This window comes from Mesorhizobium sp. M6A.T.Cr.TU.017.01.1.1, assembly GCF_004023115.1.
Taxonomy (GTDB): Bacteria; Pseudomonadota; Alphaproteobacteria; order Rhizobiales; family Rhizobiaceae; genus Mesorhizobium; species Mesorhizobium mediterraneum.
In genome coordinates this window covers 1-23,477 of sequence record NZ_RZTA01000081.1, presented here as the reverse complement: position 1 = coordinate 23,477, position 23,477 = coordinate 1, and the positions used below count along the sequence as shown (strand labels likewise).

The window sequence follows — 23,477 nt, the reverse complement described above, 5'->3', positions numbered from 1 at the left end:
GTCTACTGATCCTGTTCCTGCAGCGAAACCAGGCCGATGTTCTTGTAGCCCGCGGCCGAGATGCGGGCCATCACCTTCATGGCGGTGCCATAGTCCGTCGACTTGTCGCCACGGATGAAGATGCGCTCGTCATAGCCGGTCTTCGAGATCGCCTGCAGTTTCGCCACCAGCTCCTCGATCGGGATTTCGGTCTCCTGGAGATAGATCTGGCCGGCGGGATTGATGGAGACGGTGATCGGCTGCGTGTCGACATTCATCGCCTTGGCCTGCGTATCCGGCAGGTCGATCGGCACGCCAACCGTCAGCAATGGTGCGGCGACCATGAAGATGATCAGCAGCACCAGCATCACGTCAACCATCGGCGTGACGTTGATTTCCGATATCATCGCGTGATGGCGGCCGCGCCGCCTGTGGCCACGACCACCGCGTCCTCCACCACCCGCGCCTACAGACATTCCCATGATTGTTCCTCAGGTCTTCTGCGCGACTTTTTCATCGATTTGGCGCGAGAGTATGGCGGAGAACTCGTCCGCGAACCCCTCCATGCGCACGGCGATCTTGCTCGCGTCCGACGACAGCTTGTTGTAGGCGATGACGGCGGGGATAGCCGCGAGCAGGCCGATGGCGGTGGCCAGCAGCGCTTCGGCAATGCCGGGTGCGACTACCGCCAGGCTGGTATTCTTGGATGCGGCGATCGCCTGGAACGAGGTCATGATGCCGATCACGGTGCCGAACAGGCCGATGAAGGGCGCTGCCGAGCCGGTGGTGGCGAGAAAACCAAGCCGCCCTTCCAGCTTTTCCATTTCGCGGGTCAGCGCCAGGTCCATCGCCTTGTCGATGCGGTTCTGCAGGCCAAGCGGCGATTTCGCGCCCTTCTCGAAGCTCTTCTTCCATTCGCGCATGGCGGCGACGAAGATGGCGCCCATGCCGGTGGTCTTGCGATCTGCGAGCGTGCGATAAAGCTCTTCCAGCGACTGCCCGGACCAGAACACCTGTTCGAAGCGATTGAGCGCGAGCCGCATGCGGCCATAGGCGACGAGCTTGTCGACGATGATCGCCCAGGTCCAGATCGAGGCGCAGAGCAGCCCGATCATGACCAGCTTGACCACCCAGCCGGCCTGCATGAACAGCGCCCAAATCGACAAATGCGCGCCCGGTTCGGCGAGTGCGATATTTTCCATGGTTACGTCCTTAAGATTTTCCGGGCACGGCTGGCGGCTGGCCCATGGGCATCCCTTGTGGTCCGTTCGCGCAAAGCTTCCGGAATAACCCCAAAATGCACCGTTGGCGGCCTTTTCGGGGCAAATGTTGGTGAAAGGAAGGCGCTGGATTCCTCCAATCTTCACCACTCTCTTCATGAACCGTTATGGTTAAGGATGGGTTAGGACGTACAGCGCGGCGCATTGCCGCGCCTTGGGCATGCCGCCAGGCATCGTCAGCGGATCATCGGCGTCAGTAATTTATCCATTTGCCTTGGGCATGAAGGCCGCGATCCATTCCTTCGGGAAACGTCTTGGCCGGCCATTCTCGCCGACGATCGCCGCCTCGACCCGCGCCTCGACCAGCACCTCGCCGCCGCGCTTCAGCTGCTGCGCCATGAAGATGCGGGCGCCCGAAATGTCCTCGGTTCGCGTCTCGATGGTCAGGATGTCGTCCATGCGGGCGGATCCGCGAAAATCGATCTCCATGCGCCGCACCACCCAGACTATTCTTTCGCCGTGCTTGCCCTCGGCGAGCTCGGTGTGATGAACGCCGGCAAGCCTGAGATAGTCGGAACGGCCGCGCTCGAAGAATTCGAGATAGCGCGCATGATAGACGACGCCGGAGAAATCAGTGTCGGCATAATAGACCCGTGCCATCAGCCGGTGGCCGAATTCCGTCAGCGCGCCGGAAAGCCCGGCGCCGAGCGCCGCCGATTCACCATGATCGTCCATCGCGCTTTCCTTTTTGGGCCTGACCGGGCACCTAAAGCGCGACGCGCTTTAGGTAGTTGTTTCCGTGCGTGTCGTTGTCCCAAAGCCGCTACACACTTTTGGGCGACACGCATTAGCTTGAGCTTGGCGCATGAACCCGATGGCACTGTTGACGGCGATGATCAAGACCTTGATGGCGGCGCTGCTTGTGCTGACCGCGCTGGCGCTGCCGGGCCAGGCGGCGAGCTTTTCGGTGAAGCGCGGCCTCAATCTCGACCAATGGACGACTTGGCCGAGCGAGGACAAATGGGGCGACCGGCAGGCAATCCTGCCCTATCCGGAATGGCGCAAGTTCCTTGGCGATGATGACCTCGAGGCGCTGAAGGGCGCCGGCTTCGATTTCCTGCGCATGCCGGTCGATCCGTCGCCGTTCCTGTCGGGCGAGACGCTGGCGCTGCGCGACGAGCTCTATGCCAGCGTGCTGGACTCGGTGCGCATGATCAATCGTGCCGGCTTGAAGGTGATCGTCGACATGCATCTGATCCCCAGCGGCAGCAGCCGCAAGATCGGCATGGGCGAGGTGATGGACGACCCGAAAGTGTTCGAAGCCTATGTCGAAATGGTGCGCAAGATGGCGCGCACGCTGGCCGATGAGGATCCGCGCCAAGTCGCCTTCGAGCCGATGAATGAGCCGGTCGTCGACTGCGACAGCGACGTCACCAGCCTCTGGCCGGAGCGCCAGCAGAAACTGTTCGCCGCTGCGCGTTCGTCGGCCACCAAGCTCACCCTGATCCTGACCGGCGCCTGCTATTCCAATGCGGCATCGCTGGCAAAGATCGATCCGAAGGTGATCCCGGACGACAACATCATCTGGACCTTCCACTCCTACGATCCGTTCCTGCTCACCCACCAGGGTGCGACCTGGGCCGGCGACTTCATCCCCTACGTGACCGGCCTGCCCTATCCGCTCACCGCCGTCCCGCGCGCCCAGCTGGATGTTACGCTCGATACGATCCGAGCAAGGATCAAGGCCGAGGCGCCATGGACGCGGCAGAGCGGGCTGCTTGCCTATCTCGACGAGCAGGTCGCCAGCATGGACACGGATGAGCAGCTGCGCGAGATGATGGATGCGCCGTTCACCAAGGTCGAGGCATGGGCAAAGGCCAACGGCATCAAGCCGCAGAACATCACGCTCGGCGAGTTCGGCATGATCCTCCAGGAATACGGCAATGCCTATGTGATGCCGGCCAAATACCGCGCCGCTTATGTCAGGGACATGGTCGCGCGCGCCGAAGCTCATGGCTTCTCTTGGTCGGTCTGGAGCTATGGCGGCGCCTTCGGCATCGTCGACGCTTTTGACAGAGAAAAAGCCGAGCCGGATGTGATGGAGATGATCAAGTCGCTTCATTGAAGCGGTTCAGGCTGAACCCAGTTCGATCGAAAGAATCTCTGGGCGCACCCCAAAACGCACCGGCAGGATGCTGAAGCCGAGCCCTCCGGAGACGATCAGGTTGCGGCTCTCCTCCACGACATGGCCATAGGCAAAACGGTTGCCGAAGCGGGATGGCACGACCGGAGAATAGCCGAGCAGCCGCACCTGTCCGCCATGGGTATGGCCCGAAAGGGTCAACGATATCCGTGACGGGACCTTCGGAAATATGTCGGGCTCATGCGCGAGCAGAATAACGGGAGCCTTGTCGCTCACCTTTGCCAGCGTGCCATGCAGGTCATCCAGCCCTTTGAATCTGCTGCGGCCCCAGGCTTTGCCCGGCCGCAGCGCAAGTTGGTCCGCAAGCCCGGCGACCCAGAAGCCATGCCCGTCCTTTTCAAGGCGGACGACATCGTTTTCTAAGACCGGGATACCGGCGCTCTCGAGCGCCCTGCGCGCCACCGTCGGCCCCAACCCGGCCTTTTGCGCGGAAAGGTCCTCCCACCAGTCGTGATTGCCAAGGATCGACCACACGCCGAGCGGCGCCTTCAGATCGGACAAGGCCGGCGCCCATTCGGAGGAATCCACCCAGTCCGTCACCAGGCGTGTGCCGGATGCATAGTCGCCAAGCAGAACAATCAGATCCGGCTGCAGGGTGTTCGCCCGTTCGGCAAGCGACCTGATCCGCTCCGGCGTCATCCATGGCCGGCAAGCATGAATATCGGCGAGAGCGACAACGCGAAGCCGCAATCCTGCAGGCCAGTTTGGCGGCGTCAATGAATAGCGCTTTACATGCGTCAGCAACATCGGCTCCAGGCCAACCGCATAAGCGCTGAGCGACACGGCGGATAAGAACGAACCGCCGATGAGGCGCAGGAAGCCACGTCTGGTGATCATCGCTCAGCTCCGTCGTTCGTGGGATCGACGGTCCCACAGCGCGAGGCGTTAGAGCCCGCAAATGCGCCGGCAAGCTGACCGGGATTAGGAGATTTTGCGCAGGAACGAAGGGCCGGCGGACGCTACTCTTCCTGGAACAGGCTGATCTGCTGCTGCGCAAGGTCCTTCGGCGCGTCGAGGCCGAGATGCCGCCAGGCATTGGCGGTCAGCACGCGGCCGCGCGGCGTGCGCTGAATAAAACCCTGCTGGATTAGATAGGGCTCTATGATGTCCTCGATGGCATCGCGCGGCTCGGAGAGCCCTGCAGCGATGGTCTCGATGCCGACAGGCCCGCCGCCAAAATTCCGCGCGATCATCGAGAGATAGCGGCGGTCGAGCGCGTCGAGGCCGAGTGCATCGACCTCGAGCCGCGTCAGCGCCTCGTCGGCGATCTGGCGATCGACATGACCGTCGCCGGCGACGGAGGCAAAATCGCGCACGCGGCGCAACAGCCGGCCGGCGATGCGCGGCGTGCCGCGTGCTCGCCGCGCGATCTCCTGCGCGCCATCGTCGCCGAGCGGCATGGCAAGGATGCGGGCGCCGCGCCGCACGATCTGCTCTAGTTCCTCGATCGAGTAGAAATTGAGACGAACCGGAATGCCAAAACGGTCGCGCAGCGGATTGGTCAAAAGACCGAGCCGGGTGGTTGCGGCGACCAAGGTGAAGCGGGCAAGATCGATCTTGACCGAGCGCGCCGCCGGCCCTTCGCCGATGATCAGGTCGAGCTGGAAATCCTCCATCGCCGGATAGAGGATTTCCTCGACCGCCGGATTGAGCCGATGGATCTCGTCGATGAACAGGACGTCGCGGTCTTCGAGATTGGTAAGCAGCGCCGCCAGATCACCGGCCTTGGCGATGACCGGACCGGAGGTGGAGCGGAAATTGACGCCGAGTTCGCGCGCCATGATCTGCGCCAGCGTCGTCTTGCCGAGGCCGGGCGGCCCGACGAACAGCACGTGGTCGAGTGCCTCGCTGCGGCCCTTGGCGGCCTCGATGAACACTTTGAGATTGGCCCGCACCGCCGCTTGGCCGACGAAGTCGCCGAGCGTCTGCGGCCGCAAGGTCTGCTCGGCATCCTCGCCGCGCTTGTCGGGAGCAATGAGGCGTGGCGAAAGGCTCATGCCGCCTTCCTTGCACAGGGCAGGGAACGGGACAAGCGCAGACTCACCGCGCCAGTTCCTTCAGCCCGAAGCGGATCAGCTTCGACGCATCCGCGTCCCCACCGGCGCTTTTCAGCGCTGCCGCCACCGCATTGGCGGCGGTATCGCGCGAATAGCCGAGATTGACCAGCGCCGAGACGGCGTCGGTGATCGGCGCCGGCGCGACGCCCTCGCCGAGTTCCTGCTTCAGGCCGATGGTGCCCGAGGCAGTGCCTGCATAGGCTGGGGCCTTGTTCTTCAGTTCGGTGACGATGCGCTCGGCCACCTTTTTGCCAACGCCCGGCGCGCGGCTGACCATGGCAATATCACGTAGCGCGATGGCATTGGCGAGATCGGCCGGCGCCAGCGTCGACAGGATGGCCAGCGCCACCTTGGCGCCGACACCCTGCACATTGCTCATCAACAGCCGGAACCACTCGCGCTCGAGCACCGACTGGAAACCGTAGAGCCGCAGCATGTCCTCGCGCACATAGGTCTCGATGAACAGCACCACCGCCTCGCCGGGTGCCGGCAAAGCGGCAAGCGTGCGCGCCGAGCAGTGGGCGACATAGCCGACGCCGTGCACATCGACGATGCAGAAATCCTCGTCGATCTCGTCGAGCGTGCCTTTGAGCTTGCCGATCATGCCAAGGCTCTCATGGATACAAGGCCCTCATGGATAGGTTTCCGGAGACATGATGTCGAGGTCCGGGAAGTAGCTGCGATAGCGCGCGGCATCGCGTGTCAGCAGACGATGTCCCGCAACGACGGCGTGGGCTCCAATAAAGAAATCCGGCAGCGTTCGTTCGCGGAGCCCCCCTGCGCGGCGATATCGGGAATGCGTGACGCCGGCAAGGAACGCCGCTTCCCATGGCAAGAGTTCGCGATCCACCTTGAGCGTCTCGACTGCTTTACGAAGTGCGGCTTCCGTCGCTATCAGCGGCGCGAGTTCGGACCAGACGATTGTGTTGATAACGAGTGCGCCATCGCGCCGGCATGCGGTGATCGCCGACGCCGACCACTTCGTCTCCCGTCCGGCAGGACCCCAAACGTCGATCAGGACATTTGTGTCAATCAATGTCGAGATCTTCACGTGGACCCCTCAGCCACTCGATGTACTCGTCTGCCGCCATCCCTCCCAGATCCAGCGTGCCGGCCATCTGATCGAGCAGCCGGCTGAAGCTACGGGAAGCCTCCTCTTCGGAAATGTTTTCGTTGACCGCAACGACACGAACTCCATCGTCAGTGGGCAAGAACTCCACCTCCGAGCCTGGGCCGATGCCCAGGCGATCCCGTATCTCTTTCGGGATCGTCACCTGTCCTTTGGTTGTCACCCGCATGGTAATACCTCTCAGGTATTACTTATTGCCAACCCTGAGAACAAGTCAAGAACAAACTTATCGTATCGTCCCGAAAATCGGAATCGATTTTCGGAAAGCACGATGCATAGATTCAAAGTGCTAGAGCGTACTTTGTGCGTCCAAATGGACGCTCGTCGCTCTAGGCCAGCGCCATCCTATAGGCAACACTCTGCCGGTGATGCGCATGGCAGATGGCAATGGCCAGCGCGTCGGCGGCATCGTCGGTATCGAAAGTAGCCTTCGGCATCAGCACCTTGACCATCATGTGGATCTGCTTCTTGTCGCCATGACCGACGCCGATCACCGCCTTCTTGACGGCGTTGGGCGCATATTCGGCAACGACCAGGCCTGCCCGCGCCGGCACCAGCATGGCGATGCCGCGCGCTTGGCCGAGCTTCAGCGTCGCTGCCGCATCCTTGTTGACGAAAGTCTGCTCGACCGCCGCCTCGTGCGGCATGGCGGCATGCAGGATCTCGGCGAGCCCATCATGCAACTGGCAAAGACGCGTCGCCAGCGCCGCCTTGTCGTCGGAACGCACGGTGCCGGAGGCGACGAAGCGCAGCGAATTGCCGAGGCTCTCGACGATGCCCCAGCCGGTGCGCCTCAGCCCCGGATCGATGCCGATGATGCGAATCGCTTCCCCCATCCGCCAAGTCTACCCCTAGCGGACAGCGATGCCAGCGAAATGTGAACAAACCAGAAACAGGCTCTCGCTACACCCGAGCAGCCTGTTAGCCGCGGGCGAAAGCCGTGTTGAGCAGCGTGATCTGGTCGGAAACCGGATTGACGCGGCGGCCGGATGGCGACACGTCAGGCACGGCGCCGCCGTAGATTTCCTCGTCCATGCGACGCACCAGCGCCTGCAGGCGCAGCGAACGGTTGATGAGGTCAAGAAAATCCTTGGGCAATTCGACCCAGCCTGCGGCATCGTTGTTGGCGGAAGCGGTGTCGAGACGCACCTTAGATTTTTCGGAAGCAACCTGATCGCGGGTCATCTCTCCGGAATTCGCCGCACGCTGCAAGAGCAGCCAGGAAGCGACCTGCATCAGCCTTGTGGTCAGTCGCATCGACTCGGCCGCATAGAGCGTCGCCGCCAGCCTGGACAATTTCTTCGCCTCGGCCCGGCCCTTGCCGTCCAGATATTCGGCCGCCTGCTCGACCAGGCCCATGCCTTCCTGGTAGAGCGGCTTGAAGGATTGGGAGAAAACCCGGCGCTCCGCCAGCTTGATGGTTTTCGCGCTTCCCTTCGAAGTCTCGTTCATCGATACGCCCTGCACTTGCCTTACAGCCGGCCGAATCGGCGTCATCGCCGTCACGTCCTGCACCCTATATGACCGAGGCTTGAAAATGCGCTTCGGAGCGGGTGAAGGCAAGCACATGTTTAACAAACGGTTAACGGCGGCGCAGACGCCCGGGCAATCCGGATTGCGGGCAAAAAAAGAGCCGCGGATAAGGCGGCTCTCAGGAGTTTAACAGGGAGGCGTCAAACAAAGTGGCTCCAACCACTCGGTAAGAATCCAGATCACTGGATGCACATAGTAAACGCCTGTAAAGCTTAATGAAGCCTTAACGGCGCGGATATTTTTTGATCTAGCGCCGCCCGCCTGTGCCGTAACAGCACATGCTCAGGCCCGGGCTCAACCCTTTGGGCTCAGGCCTTTTGCGCCTCAGGAAGCCGCTCGGCTTTCCAAACCACCGGCAGTGCGATGTAGGCAAACAGCAGCAATCCCGCGTAAAAGCCCATCGAGGACGTTGCCACCAGTGGCTCGATCGCCGGGTTTCCGCCAAGCATGATGTAAAGGCCGATCAACAGGCCGATGCCACTGATTGCCGTCAACCAGAAATGGACAGTAGCGAGCGTCTTTTGCCCGACTGCCGGAAACAGATGGTAAAAGAAGGCGAACACCGCCGACATCAGCCATCCGGCCACCATGATGTGGGCGTGGGTCGGCATCTGCGCATGGTCTTTGCTGATCGCCATCTCAAGGCCAAGCGCCATCCCGAACATCGCGTAGATGACGGCCAGCGTGAAGAAATTTCGTGCTACCTTTTGCATAGTATCCCCCGATTTGCCTTTTCCCGTTATGGGAATGGGTTGAATTCAGGCGGTCGACCCGCCACCGGGGTCCCCGGCATCGGCGCATTAGCATCGGCAATGTTTCTGGACGATGCCGCATCGCGCCCGACCCTTCCCCGGCGTTGGTCAGAATAGCAGAAAACAGCGCGGTGAGACATGGTGTTGAAGCCGACGCTGAACGATATCACCATCCTGGGCGGGCATGGCGCTGGGTCCTGACCACCGGGATTGCTCTCGCCCCGGCGGAACGTGCCGATTGATACCGAGCGCCGCCTGAAATCTGTGGTGAAGCTGCCGGCGGCAGCTTCCATGGGCGGCGATCTATAGAAGGCCGGTGATCCCGTCCCACAGAAGCTTGACCGCGACGACCGCCACGGTCGCGTAGGTGAATGGATAGAACAATTCCGGCCGCATCCGCCGCACCAGCCAGGCGCCGGCGATGGTCGAGAGCGGCGCCAGCGGTACCAGAACCGCCGACGCGGTCAGGTTGGTGGTGTCGAACTGCCCCAGCGCAAAATAGGGGATGAGCTTCAATGCGTTGGTGGCGGCAAAGAAGATGGCGGCGGTGCCCGACAGCACTTTCGGATCGAGCCGGATCGGCAGCGCATAGACCTGAAAGGGCGGGCCGCCGACATGGGCGACGAAGCTGGTGAAGCCCGCGACCGTCCCCCAGAAGGCGGCAGCCGCGCGGTTGGGCTCGGCTGAGTGGTTTGCACCGTGCCGCATCTGTAGATAGACCCAGCGAAGCACGAAGATAATCGCCACGGCGCCGACGATCAGCCGCACCATTTCCGCTGTCACCAGCGCCGCGGTCAGCCAACCGAGGCCGATGCCGATCACCGCCCCCGGCATCATGTCTGCAAGCATCTTGCGGTCGTAGACACCCCACCATGTCCACACCGAGACGATGTCCATCAGGCACAGTATGGGCAGCAGGATGGCGGCGGCCTGGACCGGCGGCATGGCCAGCGCCATCAGCGGCACGCCGACGAAGCCGACCGCACCGCCAAAGCCGCCCTTGGACAGACCGACCAGGATGACGGCTGGAATGGCGGCGGCATAGAACCACGGATCGAGAAGCAGGCCTGACATCTGAGGGGAGCAGTTGGAGGGAAGGTTGGCCTCGGGAATAGACCAGAAATGTGCACGCCGCGACCGCAAAATACGAACGCAATGCGCCTGAGCCCGTCAGCCACCGGAGCCTGTCAGATGTTTGGCATGTCGAGCGGTGGCGGGCGCCTCCGGATCGGCTGCGCCTTGATGATGGCTGTGCTGGTTTCGGCCTTGTCGGCGATACGGTCGAGGAGCTTGTCGAGATCGCCGATCGAGCGCACGAACAGCCGGGCAACAAAGCAATCGTCGCCCGTCACCTTGTCGCATTCGCCAAACTCCGGGATCTCCTCGATCAGCTTCTGGACGATATGCAGCTTGCCCGGCAAGGGCCGGATGCGAACGATCGCCTGCAAGGTGTAGCCGAGCGCCTGGGGATCGATCTCGACGGTGAAAGCCCTGATAACGCCGCGATCCTCGAGACGTCGGAGCCGCTCCGAAACGCTTGGCGACGACAACCCGACCTGCTGGGCCAACTCCTTCAGCGAGGTTCGTGAATCCCGGATCAGGATGTCGAGAAGCTTTTTGTCCAGGTCGTCCAGCATTTTACGATCCTCAATCGAAAACGAGATTTGCCTCACTTAATTAGGCAAAGCAGGGATAACACCTTCTGCAAATCATGGAAAGCGCCGGAACCATGTGAGATTATCAAGTCTCAACAGATCTCAGGGGTATTTCATGGACAGCACGGTGCGTGGCACGATCGAAATGACGGCCGCAATGACGATCCTGGGCACGATCGGATGGTTCGTCGTCATGTCGGGCCAGCCCATCATGGACGTCGTCTTCTGGCGCTGTGCCTTCGGCGCGATAACGCTGCTGATCATCTGCGCTGCCTTGGGGCTGCTGCGCGGCAGGCTGTCACTGCGCATCGTGGCGATCGCGGCGCTGGGGGGGGCTGCCATCGTCGTCAACTGGCTGCTCCTGTTCAGCTCGTTTTCCCGCGCCTCGATCTCGATCGCCACGGCTGCCTACAACACGCAGCCCTTCATGCTGGTCGGCTTTGGCGCGCTCTTCTTCTCAGAGCGGCTGACCATGACAAAGCTGGCCTGGCTTGGCATCGCCTTTGCCGGCATGCTGCTGATCGTGCAAGGCTCGCCTGATGCCGGCTCCGATGCAGGCCCCAATACAGGTAATGTCGGCACGGATTATTTTACCGGTATCGCGATGGCGCTGGGTGCGGCTTTCTTCTGGGCCGTCGCCGCCATCGTCACCAAGAAGCTCAAAGGCACGCCACCGCACCTGATCGCCCTGATCCAGGTCTGCGTCGGCGTCGTCATGCTGGCACCCTTCGCCAATTTTTCCCAACTTCCCGCCGATGCGTGGAGCTGGAGCATGCTGGCGACGCTTGGCGTCGTCCATACCGGTCTGATGTACATCCTGATGTACGGCGCCATTCAGAAACTGCCGACGCATCTGCAGGGGTCGCTGTCCTTCATCTACCCCGTGGTCGCGATCCTGGTCGATGTCGTCGCCTTCGGCCACCGGCTGCATCCGGCCCAGATCGTCGGCGCCGCCGCCATCCTGATCGCCGCCGCCGGCATGAATCTTGGCTGGACGCTGTGGAAATCGAAGACCCCAGCCGGGAGCACTCAGGCAATCAAGTGAGGCAAGAACGTCGCCGGACGACAATCCTGCGCCAATGATCCTGCCCCGCCCGCCTGTTCAAGGCCGGCACTTTGCTCTATGCCGCAATGCAACCATCTTCGCCCGGCATAGGCGAAAACCGGGATCGAAAACCAATGAACGACGCAACGCCTCCAAATCGCTGCCGCATCGTGCTGATCGCGCCGCCCGGCGTGCCGGCTGAGCGCATCGTTGCGGCGTTCGAGGGCGGCGACGTCGCCTCGCTTATCCTGCCCGAGAACGGCATGGACGAGGCCTCCTTCCAGGCCTTCGCGGAACAGATAGTGCCGGCGGCGCAAGCGGCAGGCGTTGCCGTCGTCATTGCCGGCGACACCCGCATCGCCGGCCGCGTTCAGGCCGACGGCATCCATATCGAGGTCGGCAAGGCCGAACTCGCCGAGACGATCGAACGTTTTCAGGAAAAAATGATGGTCGGCACCGGCGGCGCCAAGACCCGCGAAGATGCGCTGGAACTCGGCGAGCTCAGGCCCGACTACATCTTCTTCGGCCGTTTCGGCTACGACAACAAGCCGGAGCCGCACCCACGCAACCTGTCGCTGGGGCAATGGTGGGCAGATGTGATCCAGATTCCTTGTATCGTCATGGCCGGGTCCGACCTCGCCTCGGTGGAAGCGGTGGCTGCCACCGGCGCCGAATTCGTGGCGCTGTCCAGCGCCATCTTTGCCGAAGGCGTCGATCCAAAGATGGCAGTCGCCAGCGCCAATACGCTGCTCGACGAGGCCGCGCCGCGTTTCGAGGACTGACGTGCCCACGCGGACAATCCTTTTCGGTGCTTTGCTTGTGGCGCTCGCGGTGCAGACCGCCATGGCGGAAACCGTCCCATTGCCGCAAGCCAAGCCCAACGTCGGTGCAAAGACGGACAAGCCGATCGCCACGCCGCTGCCGCAGCCTGCAACCACGGCCCCGCTGCCGTCGGCCGACGCCATCAATCCGGATCGCTTTGGTGCAAAGCCGTCGGATTCTGCCTATGGCGCCTTCCAGCGCGGCCTTTACAAGACGGCCTACAACCTCGCCTTGGTCCGCGCCCAGAACGGCGATCCGGCGGCGCAGACGCTAGTCGCCGAGATATTGTCGCGCGGTCTTGGCATGCCGGTCAACGCGGCGGAGGCGGCAAAGTGGTACGCGCTTGCCGCCGAGCAGGGCGTACCGGAATCGCAGTTCCAGTATGCGCTGATGCTGCTCGACGGCCGCTACGTCAAGAAGGACGAAAAGGGGGCCTACGCGCTGATGCAGGCCGCCGCCGAGGCCGGAAATCGTCTGGCGCAGTTCAATTTCGCGCAGCTGCTGGTCCAGCAGGATCCCGGCGATGCCGGCATCGCAAAGGCCGTGTCCTACTATCAGCGCGCCGCCGCTACCGGCCTTGCCGACGCGCAGTATGCGATGGCGCAGGTCTATGCCAATGGCGTCGGCGGCAAGCCGCGCGACGATGTCCAGGCGCGAGGCCTGCTGGCACAGGCAGCACGGCAGAACTACGATACGGCACAGATCGATCTCGCCGCCTGGATGATCGAAGGACGTGGTGGCGCCCGCGACCTGAAGTCCGGCTTCGGCTGGATGAAGCAGGCCGCCGAAGGCGGCAATGTCGCCGCCCAGAACCGCCTCGCCAAGCTTTACATGGGCGGCATCGGCACCGATCCGGATCCGATCCTTGCCGGCGCCTGGTACGTCGTCGCCCGCCGTGCCGGGCTCATCGACCCGCAGATGGACGATTTTCTGCAGGGCCTGACCGACGACCAGACGAAGCAGGCACTGCAGAAGGCCAACCGCCTGCCGTAGAGCGCCACGGGATGGCTGTGCGCCCGCCACTCCCTTGCCTCTCCCGGAGATTTGTGGTCTTGGAGGCACCAAATCGCTTTCATTGCGAAAATCTCATCCCGGATCACATCCTCATGGCCAAGATCAATGGCAACGAAATCCGTCCCGGCAACGTCATCGAGCATGATGGCGGCCTTTGGGTGGCGGTCAGGACCAATCACGTCAAGCCCGGCAAGGGCGGCGCCTATAACCAGGTCGAGCTGAAGAACCTGATCAACGGCACCAAGCTCAACGAGCGTTTCCGCTCCGCCGAAACCGTCGAACAGATCCGGCTGGAGATGAAGGACTTTTCCTTCCTCTACGAGCAGGGCGAAGCGCTGGTATTCATGGATACCGAAAGCTACGAGCAGCTTGAATTGCAGAAGGACTTTGTCGGCGACCGCGCCGCCTTCCTGCAGGACGGCATGATGGTGACGGTCCAGCTCTATGACGAAAGGCCGATCGGCATTTCGCTGCCCGACCAGGTAACGCTGACCATCACCGAGGCCGATCCGGTGGTGAAGGGCCAGACCGCGGCCTCGTCTTACAAGCCGGCGATACTTGAGAACGGCATCCGCGTGCTGGTGCCGCCCTTCATCGGTTCGGGCGAGCGCATCATCGTCGACACCAACGAAATCACTTACGTGCGCCGCGCCGACTAAGGCGCCGGCAGCAGGAAGAAGCGCAGCAGGAAGAAGCACAATGGCGCGTTCCGCGATCCTCAATGTCATGGTCCAGGCCGCCATGAAGGCCGGCCGCTCGCTGTCGCGCGATTTCGGCGAAGTGCAGAACCTGCAGGTCTCGATGAAGGGCCCAGGCGACTATGTCAGCCAGGCCGACCGCAAGGCCGAAGACATCCTCTTCACCGAGCTGTCGAAGGCGCGGCCGGGCTACGCCTTCCTGATGGAAGAGCGCGGCCTGATCGAAGGCGATGACGGCCAGCACCGCTGGATCGTCGACCCGCTCGACGGCACCACCAATTTCCTGCACGGCATTCCGATGTTCGCTATCTCGATCGCGCTGGAGCGCCAGGGCCAGATCGTTGCCGGTGTCGTCTACAATCCGGCGATGGACGAGCTCTACACCGCCGAGCGCGGCGGCGGCGCCTTCATGAATGATCGCCGCCTGCGGGTCGCCGGCCGCACCAAGTTGATCGATACTGTGATCGGCTGCGGCGTGCCGCATCTCGGCCGCGGCCAGCACGGCAATTTCCTGGTCGAGCTGCGCAACGTGATGGCTGAAGTCTCGGGCGTGCGCCGCCTCGGCTCCGCCTCGCTCGATCTCGCCTACGTCGCGGCCGGCCGCATGGACGGGTTCTGGGAAACCGGCCTGTCGGCCTGGGACGTTGCCGCCGGCATCCTGCTGATCCGCGAGGCGGGCGGCTTCATCTCCGACTTCGCCGGCGGGCAGAACATGCTGGATGGCGGCTCGGTCGTCGCCGGCAACGAGATCATTCAGCGGGCGCTGTTGAAGACCGTCCGGAAGCCGGTGGCGCCGCGCTAGATCAAAAAGATAGAGCCCATCCCGATTCTATCGGATCGGGCTCTAGCGGACTTGGCGCGCTGAACCGCCGCAGTCGCAAAACCGCAACCAAAGCTTGAAATACTGTCCTGCATCCGCCCAGATAAGAGGTGATGCAGGATTGTTCATGACGGATATCGGGCCAGAATCCCAGATCGAAATCCCCTTTATGGGACGCTGGCCCTATTCGCGCGCCGAAATGATCGCCGACGGCATCGTCCATGCGGTCGGCATCGTGCTCGCCATTGCCGCCGGCTCGGCGCTGCTGGCGCTGGCCGCCTTCCATACCGGTCCGGGCGAATACATTGCCGCCGCTTTCTACGTGGTTTCGCTGCTCACCGTGCTGTCGGTGTCGATGGCTTACAATCTGTGGCCGGTGTCGTCGCCAGCCAAGTGGATATTGCGGCGCTTCGACCATGCCGCGATCTACCTGCTGATCGCCGCGACCTATACGCCCTTCCTCGCGCAGCTCGACGGCTCGCCGCTGACCATCTCGATGATCGTCCTGGTCTGGGCTGCTGCAGCGATCGGCATCGCCATCAAAGTGCTTCTTCCCGGCCGCTTCGACCGGCTGGCGATCGTCTTCTATCTCGCCATCGGCTGGAGCGGCATCGTTCTTGTCGAGCCGCTCGTCCAGACATTGCCGACGACATCGATCGCGCTGATCGTTGCCGGCGGGATCGTCTATTCCTGCGGCGTCATCTTCTTCGCCTGGAAGGGCCTGCGCTTCCACACTGCGCTGTGGCACGGCTTTGTCGTCACCGGCGCCGGCCTGCATCTGGCAGCCATGGTCGACTGCCTGGTCATCAATCGACTCTAACGCCAATGATCCGGTCGGCAATATTGCCACACGCCATTCAATTTCGTCATAATTCCGTTTAGAGTCGCGCTCAACGTGATCGGCGGCATCGGAAACGGCACACGGATGACTTTTTTCAAATCTTTCGGCATGGGCAAACGCTCCGACGTTCTGATCTACGACCCGCACAAATTGTCGAGCCCGCAGGTCTTTCTCCTGACCATGGTCATCTTTCTGATGATCGTCGCCTTCATCGCCGCCATCCTGACCCGTCAGATCTCGAGCGCCTTCGTCACCAATCCCGGCCTCAACGGCCTGATCATCGGCGTGCTTGTCGTCGGCATCCTGCTGGCCTTCGTGCAGGTCGGCCGGCTGTTTCGCGAAGTGCGCTGGGTCAACTCATTTCGGGCCGGCTCCGAAACCACCGAACCGGTGCTGCTGGCGCCGATGAAGGCGATGATCGGCCGCTCGTCGACGATCGCCTTCTCGACCAGCTCGATGCGCACCATGCTCGATTCGATCGCCACCCGCCTTGACGAGACCCGTGACACCTCGCGCTACCTCGTCGGGCTGCTGGTGTTCCTTGGCCTGCTCGGCACCTTCTGGGGCCTGCTCAACACGATCGGCTCGATCCGCGAAACCATCGAGTCGCTCGATCCCGGCACCGGCGATGCCGCCGCCGTGCTCGAATCGCTGAAGCAGGGGCTTTCCGCGCCGCTGGCCGGCATGGGCACCGCCTTCTCGTCCTCGCTGTTCGGCCTGTCCGGCTCCCTGGTGCTCGGCTTCCTCGACCTGCAGGCTGGCCGCGCCCAGACGCGCTTCTACACCGAGCTCGAAAACTGGCTGTCCTCGGTCACCGACCTGTCGTCCGACATCGTCGTCGCCGATCCAGCCAAGACCGAATCCTCCGACGAGATCCGCGTCCTGTCTGAAAAACTGCGCAACATGCAGGAGAATGGCGGCGGCGCCAATCCGCGCGTCGCCACCGCCATGGCCAACCTTGCCGACGGCATTTCGGGCCTGGTCAAGAACATGCGCTCGGAGCAGCAGATCATGCGCGACTGGGTCGAGGCCCAATCGGACGAGCAGAAGGCGATGCGCACCACGCTGGAGAAGATCGCCGACGCCCTGAAGAAGCCTGGAGTCCATTAGCATGGCTCTCGCCAGGGGCAGGCGTACTGATCGCCGTATCGATTACTGGCCGGGCTTCGTCGACGCGCTGTCGACGTTGCTGCTGGCGATCATGTTCCTGCTCACGGTCTTCGTGCTGGCGCAGTTCCTGCTCGGTCGCGAAATCTCCGGCAAGGACACGGTGCTCAACCGCCTCAATTTGCAGATCAACGAACTGACCCAGCTTCTGGCGCTGGAGCGCTCGACGACGCAGGACAAGGAAGATTCGCTCGCCAATTTGCAGGCGTCGCTGTCGGCGTCGGAGGCGGAAAAGAGCCGGCTCGAGCAATTGCTGGCGCAAGGCGCCGGTGCCGGCGACGCGGCCAACCAGCGCGCCACGGCACTTTCGGGCGAACTCGACAGCCAGCGCCAGATCAGCCAGCAGGCACTGAGCCAGGTTGAAATCCTCAACCAGCAGATCGCGGCGCTGCGCAGGCAGATCGGAGCGCTCGAAGAAGCGCTCAACGTGTCCGAAACGCGCGATCGCGAGTCCAACACCAAGATCGCCGATCTCGGCCGCCGCCTGAACGTCGCACTGGCGCAACGTGTGCAGGAACTGAACCGCTACCGGTCCGACTTCTTCGGGCGCTTGCGCGAAATCCTCGCCGACCGCGAGAACATCCGCATCGTCGGCGACCGCTTCGTCTTCCAGTCGGAAGTGCTTTTCCCGACAGGCTCCGAAGTGATCAACGACGCCGGCAAGGTCGAGATGAAGAAGCTCGCCGACGCCATCATCGACCTGCAGAAGGAGATTCCGCCGGAGATCAACTGGGTGCTACGCGTCGACGGCCACACCGACGACAAGCCACTGTCCGGCACCGGCCGCTACCGCGACAATTGGGAATTGTCGACGGCGCGCTCGACCTCGGTGGTGAAGTTCCTGATCGAGAACGGCGTGCCGGCCAACCGGCTGGTTGCGGCCGGCTTCGGCGAATTCCAGCCGCTCGATCCCGCTGACACCGAAGACGCGCGCAAAAAGAACCGCCGCATCGAGCTGAAACTGACCGAGCGTTGATCCGGACCGGGCAGGTTCAGGGCGAACGCGCGGATTTAGCGTGCCAGCGCAGACCGTCAAGGTCTGAAAAGATTACCTTTTTTTGATTACACTTTGCCGAGAACCGCTTCTAGGTTGTACCAAGGGGCCGAGAACCGCCGGCGGTGGAACCGCCCATCGCGACGCGACGGAACCGGACGGCCCACGGCCGGAAGGTGAGCGTCCCAACCGCCGCCTTCCCCAGTAAAAGGAGACGCAACCATGCGCTCTTTCACTCCCAAAACCCTCAGGCCCAAAAGCCTCAGGACTGCAACGCTTGCCGCACTTCTCGTCACCGTTCCGTTTGCTGGCGCCTACGCCGGCCCGCGTGAGACAGCTTTGATCAATCAGATCCAGAGCGTGGATACGGGTATCCGGGCTGCCATGCAGGCGAACCAGCTCGAGCCGGGCGAGGCGCGTGACTTGCGCACGCAGATCGCCCAACTTGATCGGGCCGCCCAGAGGGCCGCGCGAGATGGAACGATACCGGTTACGCAATATCAGCAGTTGCTGGCGCAGCTCGATGATGTGAGCCAAAAGCTGCGGGCTGCCACCGGCAGCGCCTTCCTTATCGGCAACGGCGCCGATGGCGGATATTATCCAAACGGCTACGGCCCAAATTATCCAAGGGGCTGAAATCATCCATTATAGCGCCGCAGTTGATCTTGCGCATGATCCTTTGATCTTGCGCATGATCCCTTCCGTAACGAAGGCCTGCTGATGCGGGCCTTCGTTGTTTGTCGGCAGGCTTTATCTCGCATGCTGTGGGGAATGCGGGATACCAGACATCGACTCGGGGGGATTGCGGCCGAGCGGCGCCAGCTAGGGCGCCGGTTCGTGGTCAACAAGGCCTGAAAAGATTATCTTTTTTTAATTACACTTTGCTGCGGCCCGCTCCTAGCTTCCGTTGCAAGGCCGAGAACCGCCGGCGATGCCCTCCCTCATCGCGACGCGACGGAACCGGACGGCCCGCGACTGGAAGGCGGAGCGGCCCAAGCCGCCGTCTTCCCCGATAAAAGGAGACGCCGCCGTGCGCTCTTTCAAGACTCTCAGGACTGCAACCCTCACCGCATTTCTCATCGCCGTTCCGTTCGCGGGCGCCTACGCTGCCGGACATCACAAAGGCGCCCTCGACGAGGCCACGCCGACCGTTTTCTCCGGTCCGCGCGTGACGGGCTTGATCGATCAAGTTCAGGGCGTGGACAAGGGCATCGCGGACGCAAGGCAGGAGAACACGATCACGCCGGCCGAGGCACAAAGGCTGCACATGCGAGCGGCCCATATCAGCCAGGCCGTTGAAAGACTGGCTACGACAGATCATGGCAGGATACCGGGCGCGCAATACCGGCAGTTGTTGCGCCGGCTCGATAATGTCGACCAGGCGCTGCTGTTCGACACTGGTAACGCCTTCAACATCGGCGACTACACCGATGGCGGAAATCCAAACGGCTGATCATATCGAGGAATGGACTGCCCGGCGCCCTCGGGGCTTTTGCCCCGCGGGCGCCTCTTTCATGACAGCGCCGCGCATCCTTTTGGGACGCGCAAAGGCCGGCGAGGCATATTGATCACGCCGTCCTCGCTTCCGCAGGATGCCCCTTGCTTCCGCCAGATCACGTCGAGGTATGGCGCGATCAAAGCGCCCGTCGCAAAACGGCCTTCAGGGTTGCCAATGCCCGCGCATTGGTATCTTTTCCCGCCGTTCAAATTCAGCGGAACCTGCCATGTCCTTTCAAAAACTCGACGACCTCGGCCACAAGCTCGAAGCGCTGGAACATGCGCTCGCCATTCTCGGTGCTGACGAGGCGACCCATATGGCCGTCGGCGGCGGCGAGAAGCGCGCCGAGGCGATGTCGGCGCTGGCCGGCATGCATCACGCCAAAGCGACCGCGCCGGAGATCGCCGGCTGGATCGCGGCGGCCGAACAGGAAACGCTGAACGAGGAACAGCAGGCAGCGGTCAAGGAGTTCCGGCGGCAATACACCAACCTGACCTGCCTGCCGGTCGAATTCGTCGAGCGCCAAACGACGGCGCGCATGCGCTCCGAGCAGCTCTGGCGCGACCTGCGCGCGAAAAACGACTGGGCAGGGTTTTTGCCGGCGCTCGAAGGCGTCGTGGCGCTGGTGCGCGAGGAAGCAGCGCTTCGCGCCGACGTGCTCGGCCTCGATCCGTATGACGCGCTGATGGAGCAATATGATCCCGGCAACCGCGCCGCCGACATCACGCCGGTCTTCGCCGAGTTGAAGACCTTCCTCAGGGATTTCGTGCCGGAGGCACTGGCCGTGCAGGAGGCGCGGCTGACGAAGCGCCCACTGAAGCCACTTTCGGGCAGCTATGCGATCGAAAAGCAGCGCGAGCTTGGCCTCGCCATGATGGCGGCGGTCGGCTTCGACCTGACGCACGGCTCGCTTTCGGTGTCGCATCATCCGTTCTGCGGCGGCGTGCCGAGCGACGTGCGCATCACCACCCGCTATAAGACGACCGACTTCCTGTCGGCGCTGATGGGCGTGCTGCACGAGACCGGCCACGCGCTTTACGAGCAGAACCTGCCGAAGTCGTGGGCGCACTGGCCGCTCGGCAAGGCGCGCGGCATGGCCGTGCATGAAAGCCAGAGCCTGTTCGTCGAGAAGCAGATCGGTCGCAATCCGGAATTCTGGCGCTGGGCGCTGCCGGTGGTCGAAAGGCACCTCGGCGAGGCCTGGTCGATCGACGACATCCTGCCGCATGTGCATCGGGTCGAGCGCGGCCTGATCCGCGTCGACGCCGACGAGGTCACCTATCCGCTGCACGTCATCCTGCGCTTCGAGCTGGAGCAGGAGCTTGTCTCGGGGCGGCTGGAGGCTGCCGACCTGCCCGAGGCCTGGGACGCCAAGATGCGCGACTATCTCGGTCTGTCGACATCGGACAACCCGGCCGACGGGCCGATGCAGGACGTGCACTGGCCGGGTGCCGCCTTTGGCTATTTCCCCTCCTACACGCTGGGCGCCATGATGGCGGCACAGCAATGGGCGGCGCTGACCAGAGACCATCCCTCCGCCGACGAGGATCTCGCCAAGGGAGACTTCAGCGCCATCAACAATTGGCGTCGCGAAAAGATCTGGTCGCAAGGCTCGCGCTGGTCGACGCCGGAGCTGCTCGAACGGGCGACAGGTGAAAAACTGAGCGCCGCACACTTCACCGATCACTTGCGCAAGCGGTATGGAGCGGCGTGAGGCGGCAGTAGAATCGCGGCGCAGATACCCCTGTCTACTCGGCAGCACCCCTGAATGCACTCGCCCCGATCTCGAACTGCAGCTTGGCCAGCCGCGCATAGATGCCGCCCTTGTCGACGAGGCTCTGGTGGGTGCCTTCCTCGACAATGCAGCCGCCATCCATGACCAGGATCCGGTCGGCCTTCAGCACCGTCGCCAACCGGTGGGCGATGACGATCGTGGTGCGGTCCTGCATCAGCCGTTCCAGCGCCGTCTGCACCAGCGTCTCGCTTTCGGCGTCGAGTGCCGAGGTCGCCTCGTCGAGCAGAAGGATCGGTGCATCGCGCAGAATCGCGCGGGCAATCGCCACGCGCTGGCGCTGGCCGCCGGACAGCGTCACGCCGCGCTCGCCGACATGGCTGTCATAGCCTTTCTCAAGTTTGAGGATGAATTCGTCGGCAAGCGCATCCTTGGCCGCCGCCTCGATCTCGGCGTTGCTGGCGTCCGGACGGCCGAAGCCGATGTTGTCACGCGCGCTGGCCGCGAAAATGGTGACATCCTGCGGCACGATGGCGATGCGCTCTCGTATGGCGACGGGGTCGGCCTCGCGCACGTTAACGCCGTCGATCATGATCTTGCCCGTCTCGGGGTCGTAGAAGCGCAGAAGCAGCGAAAAGACGGTGCTCTTGCCAGCGCCGGAGGGGCCGACGATCGCCACCGTCTCGCCGGGCTTGACCTGAAAACTCAGACCGTGGACGGCGGCGCGGTCTGGGCCAGCCGGATAGGAGAACGATACGTCGTCGAAACTTATTGCGCCTCTGGCCGTCGCCGGCAGCAGTTTCGGATGCGCGGGGGCCTGGATCGCGGGCTTCTCGGCCAGGATCTCGGTCAGCCGTTCGGCAGCACCCGCCGCCTGGGAAAGCTCGCCCCACACTTCCGACAGCGCGCCGAGGGCGCCGGCGGCGAACACCGAATAGAGCAGGAACTGGCCGAGCGTGCCCGGCGACAGCGTGCCGTCAAGCACGTCGCGCGAGCCGAACCACAGCACCGCCACCACCGAGGAAAAGATCATGAAGATGGCGAAGAAAGTGAGGAAGGAGCGGGCAAAGATCGAGGATCGCGCCGCTTCGAACGCGGTTTCCACCGCAGATGAAAAATGCCCGGTGACCAGCTTCTCGTTGGTGAAGGCCTGCAGCGTGCGCACCGCGCCGATCTGCTCGCTGGCATAGGCCGTGGCGTCGGCCAGCGTGTCCTGCGCCAGCCGCGATTTGCGCCGCACCGAGCGGCCGAAGGCGACGAGCGGCAGCACGATCACCGGAATGGCGGCGATGACGAGGCCCGACAGTTTCGGGCTGGTGAAGACCATCATCGCCACGGCGCCGAGGCCGAGGATGACGTTGCGCAGCGCCACCGAAGCGGTGGCACCGACCGCCGACTTGACCTGCGTCGTGTCGGCGGCGAGCCGCGACACGATCTCGCCCGACTGGGCGGTATCGAAGAAGGATGGCGACAGCGTCGTGACATGGCGGAACACATCGCTGCGGATGTCGGCGACGACGCGCTCGCCCAGCGTTATGACGAAATAATAGCGGCTGGCCGACGCCGCAGCGAGCAAGGCAGCCATCACCACCAGCATGGCGAAGTACTCGGCGATGAAACTGGAATCGGAAGCGGAAAAGCCGTGGTCGATCATCCGCCGCACCGCCAGCGGCAGCGCCAGCGTCGTCGCCGCCGCGACGGTCAGCGAGACGACTGCGCCAATGACCATTTTCCGGTAGCGGGTGATGTAGGGGAACAGGCGCCGCAGCGGCTTGAGCGAGCGCCTACGCTCGTCTGCATCGCCGCTAGTGTGCGCCATGACCGTTTCCTCTGGCTCTTATGGGTATGCGCCTCAATATGCGCTTACCGCGGCCTTGTGATTCAATTCCGGCTGATGTATAGGCTCGCCGACCGTTTTAGAAGCCGTGGCTCCTCAATAGCTGCGGCTTCGAGTTTTAAAAAGGGGCGCATCGACGCAGGCTTTATGCCCGTCAGCGCCGGCGAACCAGGAATAGCACAATGAAGACCGACATCCATCCCGACTACCACACCATCAAGGTCGTCATGACCGACGGCACCGAATACATGACCCGTTCGACCTGGGGCAAGGAAGGCGACACGATGAACCTCGACATCGACCCGACCACCCATCCGGCCTGGACCGGCGGCCAGCAGACCCTGCTCGATCGCGGCGGCCGCTTGTCGAAGTTCAAGAAGCGTTTCGAAGGTTTCGGCCTCTAAGCCGCAGGCCTTTCTCGGATCGAAGAAACCCGCCCTCGTGGCGGGGTTTTTTTTTGCCGGAATGCGGCCCATTCGCC

The 23,477-nt window shown here is 62.9% G+C and carries 27 protein-coding genes; 13 read left to right on the top strand and 14 right to left on the bottom strand.

Going from position 1 to position 23,477, the window contains the following annotated elements:
* Nucleotides 1-2: 2 nt before the first annotated feature.
* The 3 genes from tolR to ybgC form a co-directional block, all read right to left on the bottom strand.
* Nucleotides 3-461, bottom strand: coding sequence for a protein TolR (tolR, locus tag EOB36_RS23045; RefSeq protein ID WP_095487399.1), 459 nt, complete (start codon nucleotides 459-461; stop codon nucleotides 3-5).
* Between the two features lie 9 nt (nucleotides 462-470).
* Complete coding sequence (gene tolQ / locus EOB36_RS23040) at nucleotides 471-1,181, bottom strand: protein TolQ (protein ID WP_095487401.1); 711 nt, start codon at nucleotides 1,179-1,181, stop codon at nucleotides 471-473.
* A gap of 279 nt (nucleotides 1,182-1,460) precedes the next feature.
* A complete protein-coding gene (gene ybgC / locus EOB36_RS23035; protein WP_095487403.1) occupies nucleotides 1,461-1,934 on the bottom strand; it encodes a tol-pal system-associated acyl-CoA thioesterase in 474 nt (157 codons plus the stop codon).
* 139 nt (nucleotides 1,935-2,073) lie between these two features.
* Here ybgC and EOB36_RS23030 point away from each other — a divergent pair, with 139 nt between their 5' ends.
* On the top strand, nucleotides 2,074-3,324 hold the full coding sequence (locus tag EOB36_RS23030) for a cellulase family glycosylhydrolase (protein ID WP_128285770.1): 1,251 nt from the start codon (nucleotides 2,074-2,076) through the stop codon (nucleotides 3,322-3,324).
* Between the two features lie 6 nt (nucleotides 3,325-3,330).
* Here the strand turns inward: EOB36_RS23030 and EOB36_RS23025 are convergent, their stop codons facing one another.
* The 10 genes from EOB36_RS23025 to EOB36_RS22980 form a co-directional block, all read right to left on the bottom strand.
* A complete protein-coding gene (locus tag EOB36_RS23025; protein ID WP_128285766.1) occupies nucleotides 3,331-4,239 on the bottom strand; it encodes a metallophosphoesterase in 909 nt (302 codons plus the stop codon).
* Nucleotides 4,240-4,361: 122 nt separating this feature from the next.
* Nucleotides 4,362-5,399 carry a Holliday junction branch migration DNA helicase RuvB gene (gene ruvB, locus EOB36_RS23020; RefSeq protein WP_127206215.1) on the bottom strand — a complete coding sequence of 346 codons (1,038 nt, stop codon included), beginning with the start codon at nucleotides 5,397-5,399 and terminating at the stop codon, nucleotides 4,362-4,364.
* A gap of 43 nt (nucleotides 5,400-5,442) precedes the next feature.
* Nucleotides 5,443-6,063: a Holliday junction branch migration protein RuvA gene (ruvA, locus tag EOB36_RS23015; RefSeq protein WP_127288382.1), complete on the bottom strand. Its 621-nt coding sequence runs from the start codon at nucleotides 6,061-6,063 to the stop codon at nucleotides 5,443-5,445.
* Nucleotides 6,064-6,090: 27 nt separating this feature from the next.
* The gene (locus tag EOB36_RS23010) at nucleotides 6,091-6,510 is read right to left on the bottom strand and encodes a type II toxin-antitoxin system VapC family toxin (protein ID WP_127206213.1); all 420 of its coding nucleotides are present in this window, start codon (nucleotides 6,508-6,510) and stop codon (nucleotides 6,091-6,093) included.
* The gene (locus EOB36_RS23005) at nucleotides 6,488-6,757 is read right to left on the bottom strand and encodes an AbrB/MazE/SpoVT family DNA-binding domain-containing protein (protein ID WP_128285765.1); all 270 of its coding nucleotides are present in this window, start codon (nucleotides 6,755-6,757) and stop codon (nucleotides 6,488-6,490) included. Before EOB36_RS23005 ends, EOB36_RS23010 begins: the two co-directional genes overlap by 23 nt.
* Before the next feature lie 160 nt (nucleotides 6,758-6,917).
* Nucleotides 6,918-7,424, bottom strand: coding sequence for a crossover junction endodeoxyribonuclease RuvC (gene ruvC, locus EOB36_RS23000; RefSeq protein WP_126104534.1), 507 nt, complete (start codon nucleotides 7,422-7,424; stop codon nucleotides 6,918-6,920).
* Nucleotides 7,425-7,509: 85 nt separating this feature from the next.
* Nucleotides 7,510-8,040 (bottom strand): DUF1465 family protein, encoded by a 531-nt coding sequence (locus EOB36_RS22995; protein ID WP_095487415.1) that lies wholly within the window; start codon nucleotides 8,038-8,040, stop codon nucleotides 7,510-7,512.
* Nucleotides 8,041-8,429: 389 nt separating this feature from the next.
* Entirely contained in the window at nucleotides 8,430-8,834 is a 405-nt protein-coding gene (locus EOB36_RS22990) for a hypothetical protein (protein ID WP_126104533.1), read from the bottom strand.
* A 342-nt stretch (nucleotides 8,835-9,176) separates the two neighbouring features.
* On the bottom strand, nucleotides 9,177-9,947 hold the full coding sequence (locus tag EOB36_RS22985; protein ID WP_127206212.1) for a sulfite exporter TauE/SafE family protein: 771 nt from the start codon (nucleotides 9,945-9,947) through the stop codon (nucleotides 9,177-9,179).
* 113 nt (nucleotides 9,948-10,060) lie between these two features.
* Nucleotides 10,061-10,510, bottom strand: a complete 450-nt coding sequence (locus tag EOB36_RS22980) for an Lrp/AsnC family transcriptional regulator (protein WP_095487421.1) — start codon at nucleotides 10,508-10,510, stop codon at nucleotides 10,061-10,063.
* A gap of 133 nt (nucleotides 10,511-10,643) precedes the next feature.
* Here EOB36_RS22980 and EOB36_RS22975 point away from each other — a divergent pair, with 133 nt between their 5' ends.
* The 11 genes from EOB36_RS22975 (at nucleotide 10,644) to EOB36_RS22925 (ending at nucleotide 21,141) form a co-directional block, all read left to right on the top strand.
* Entirely contained in the window at nucleotides 10,644-11,573 is a 930-nt protein-coding gene (locus tag EOB36_RS22975; RefSeq protein WP_128285764.1) for a DMT family transporter, read from the top strand.
* Nucleotides 11,574-11,707: 134 nt separating this feature from the next.
* Nucleotides 11,708-12,355 carry a thiamine phosphate synthase gene (locus tag EOB36_RS22970; protein WP_128285763.1) on the top strand — a complete coding sequence of 216 codons (648 nt, stop codon included), beginning with the start codon at nucleotides 11,708-11,710 and terminating at the stop codon, nucleotides 12,353-12,355.
* Between the two features lie 61 nt (nucleotides 12,356-12,416).
* Nucleotides 12,417-13,388 carry a tetratricopeptide repeat protein gene (locus EOB36_RS22965; RefSeq protein ID WP_127206221.1) on the top strand — a complete coding sequence of 324 codons (972 nt, stop codon included), beginning with the start codon at nucleotides 12,417-12,419 and terminating at the stop codon, nucleotides 13,386-13,388.
* A 113-nt stretch (nucleotides 13,389-13,501) separates the two neighbouring features.
* A complete protein-coding gene (gene efp, locus EOB36_RS22960) occupies nucleotides 13,502-14,068 on the top strand; it encodes an elongation factor P (protein WP_095487427.1) in 567 nt (188 codons plus the stop codon).
* Nucleotides 14,069-14,108: 40 nt separating this feature from the next.
* On the top strand, nucleotides 14,109-14,909 hold the full coding sequence (locus EOB36_RS22955; protein ID WP_095487429.1) for an inositol monophosphatase family protein: 801 nt from the start codon (nucleotides 14,109-14,111) through the stop codon (nucleotides 14,907-14,909).
* A 145-nt stretch (nucleotides 14,910-15,054) separates the two neighbouring features.
* Nucleotides 15,055-15,747 carry a hemolysin III family protein gene (locus EOB36_RS22950; RefSeq protein ID WP_128285762.1) on the top strand — a complete coding sequence of 231 codons (693 nt, stop codon included), beginning with the start codon at nucleotides 15,055-15,057 and terminating at the stop codon, nucleotides 15,745-15,747.
* A gap of 105 nt (nucleotides 15,748-15,852) precedes the next feature.
* Nucleotides 15,853-16,878, top strand: a complete 1,026-nt coding sequence (locus tag EOB36_RS22945) for a MotA/TolQ/ExbB proton channel family protein (protein ID WP_128285761.1) — start codon at nucleotides 15,853-15,855, stop codon at nucleotides 16,876-16,878.
* 1 nt (nucleotide 16,879) lies between these two features.
* Nucleotides 16,880-17,911, top strand: a complete 1,032-nt coding sequence (locus EOB36_RS22940; protein WP_127206426.1) for a peptidoglycan -binding protein — start codon at nucleotides 16,880-16,882, stop codon at nucleotides 17,909-17,911.
* Between the two features lie 357 nt (nucleotides 17,912-18,268).
* On the top strand, nucleotides 18,269-18,565 hold the full coding sequence (locus tag EOB36_RS22935; RefSeq protein WP_348631816.1) for a hypothetical protein: 297 nt from the start codon (nucleotides 18,269-18,271) through the stop codon (nucleotides 18,563-18,565).
* Nucleotides 18,566-18,959: 394 nt separating this feature from the next.
* Nucleotides 18,960-19,382, top strand: a complete 423-nt coding sequence (locus EOB36_RS22930) for a hypothetical protein (protein ID WP_128285759.1) — start codon at nucleotides 18,960-18,962, stop codon at nucleotides 19,380-19,382.
* Nucleotides 19,383-19,653: 271 nt separating this feature from the next.
* Nucleotides 19,654-21,141: a carboxypeptidase M32 gene (locus tag EOB36_RS22925; RefSeq protein WP_128285758.1), complete on the top strand. Its 1,488-nt coding sequence runs from the start codon at nucleotides 19,654-19,656 to the stop codon at nucleotides 21,139-21,141.
* Nucleotides 21,142-21,175: 34 nt separating this feature from the next.
* Here the strand turns inward: EOB36_RS22925 and EOB36_RS22920 are convergent, their stop codons facing one another.
* On the bottom strand, nucleotides 21,176-22,978 hold the full coding sequence (locus tag EOB36_RS22920) for an ABC transporter transmembrane domain-containing protein (protein WP_128285757.1): 1,803 nt from the start codon (nucleotides 22,976-22,978) through the stop codon (nucleotides 21,176-21,178).
* 200 nt (nucleotides 22,979-23,178) lie between these two features.
* Here EOB36_RS22920 and rpmE point away from each other — a divergent pair, with 200 nt between their 5' ends.
* The gene (gene rpmE, locus EOB36_RS22915; protein WP_006327661.1) at nucleotides 23,179-23,400 is read left to right on the top strand and encodes a 50S ribosomal protein L31; all 222 of its coding nucleotides are present in this window, start codon (nucleotides 23,179-23,181) and stop codon (nucleotides 23,398-23,400) included.
* Nucleotides 23,401-23,477: the final 77 nt, after the last annotated feature.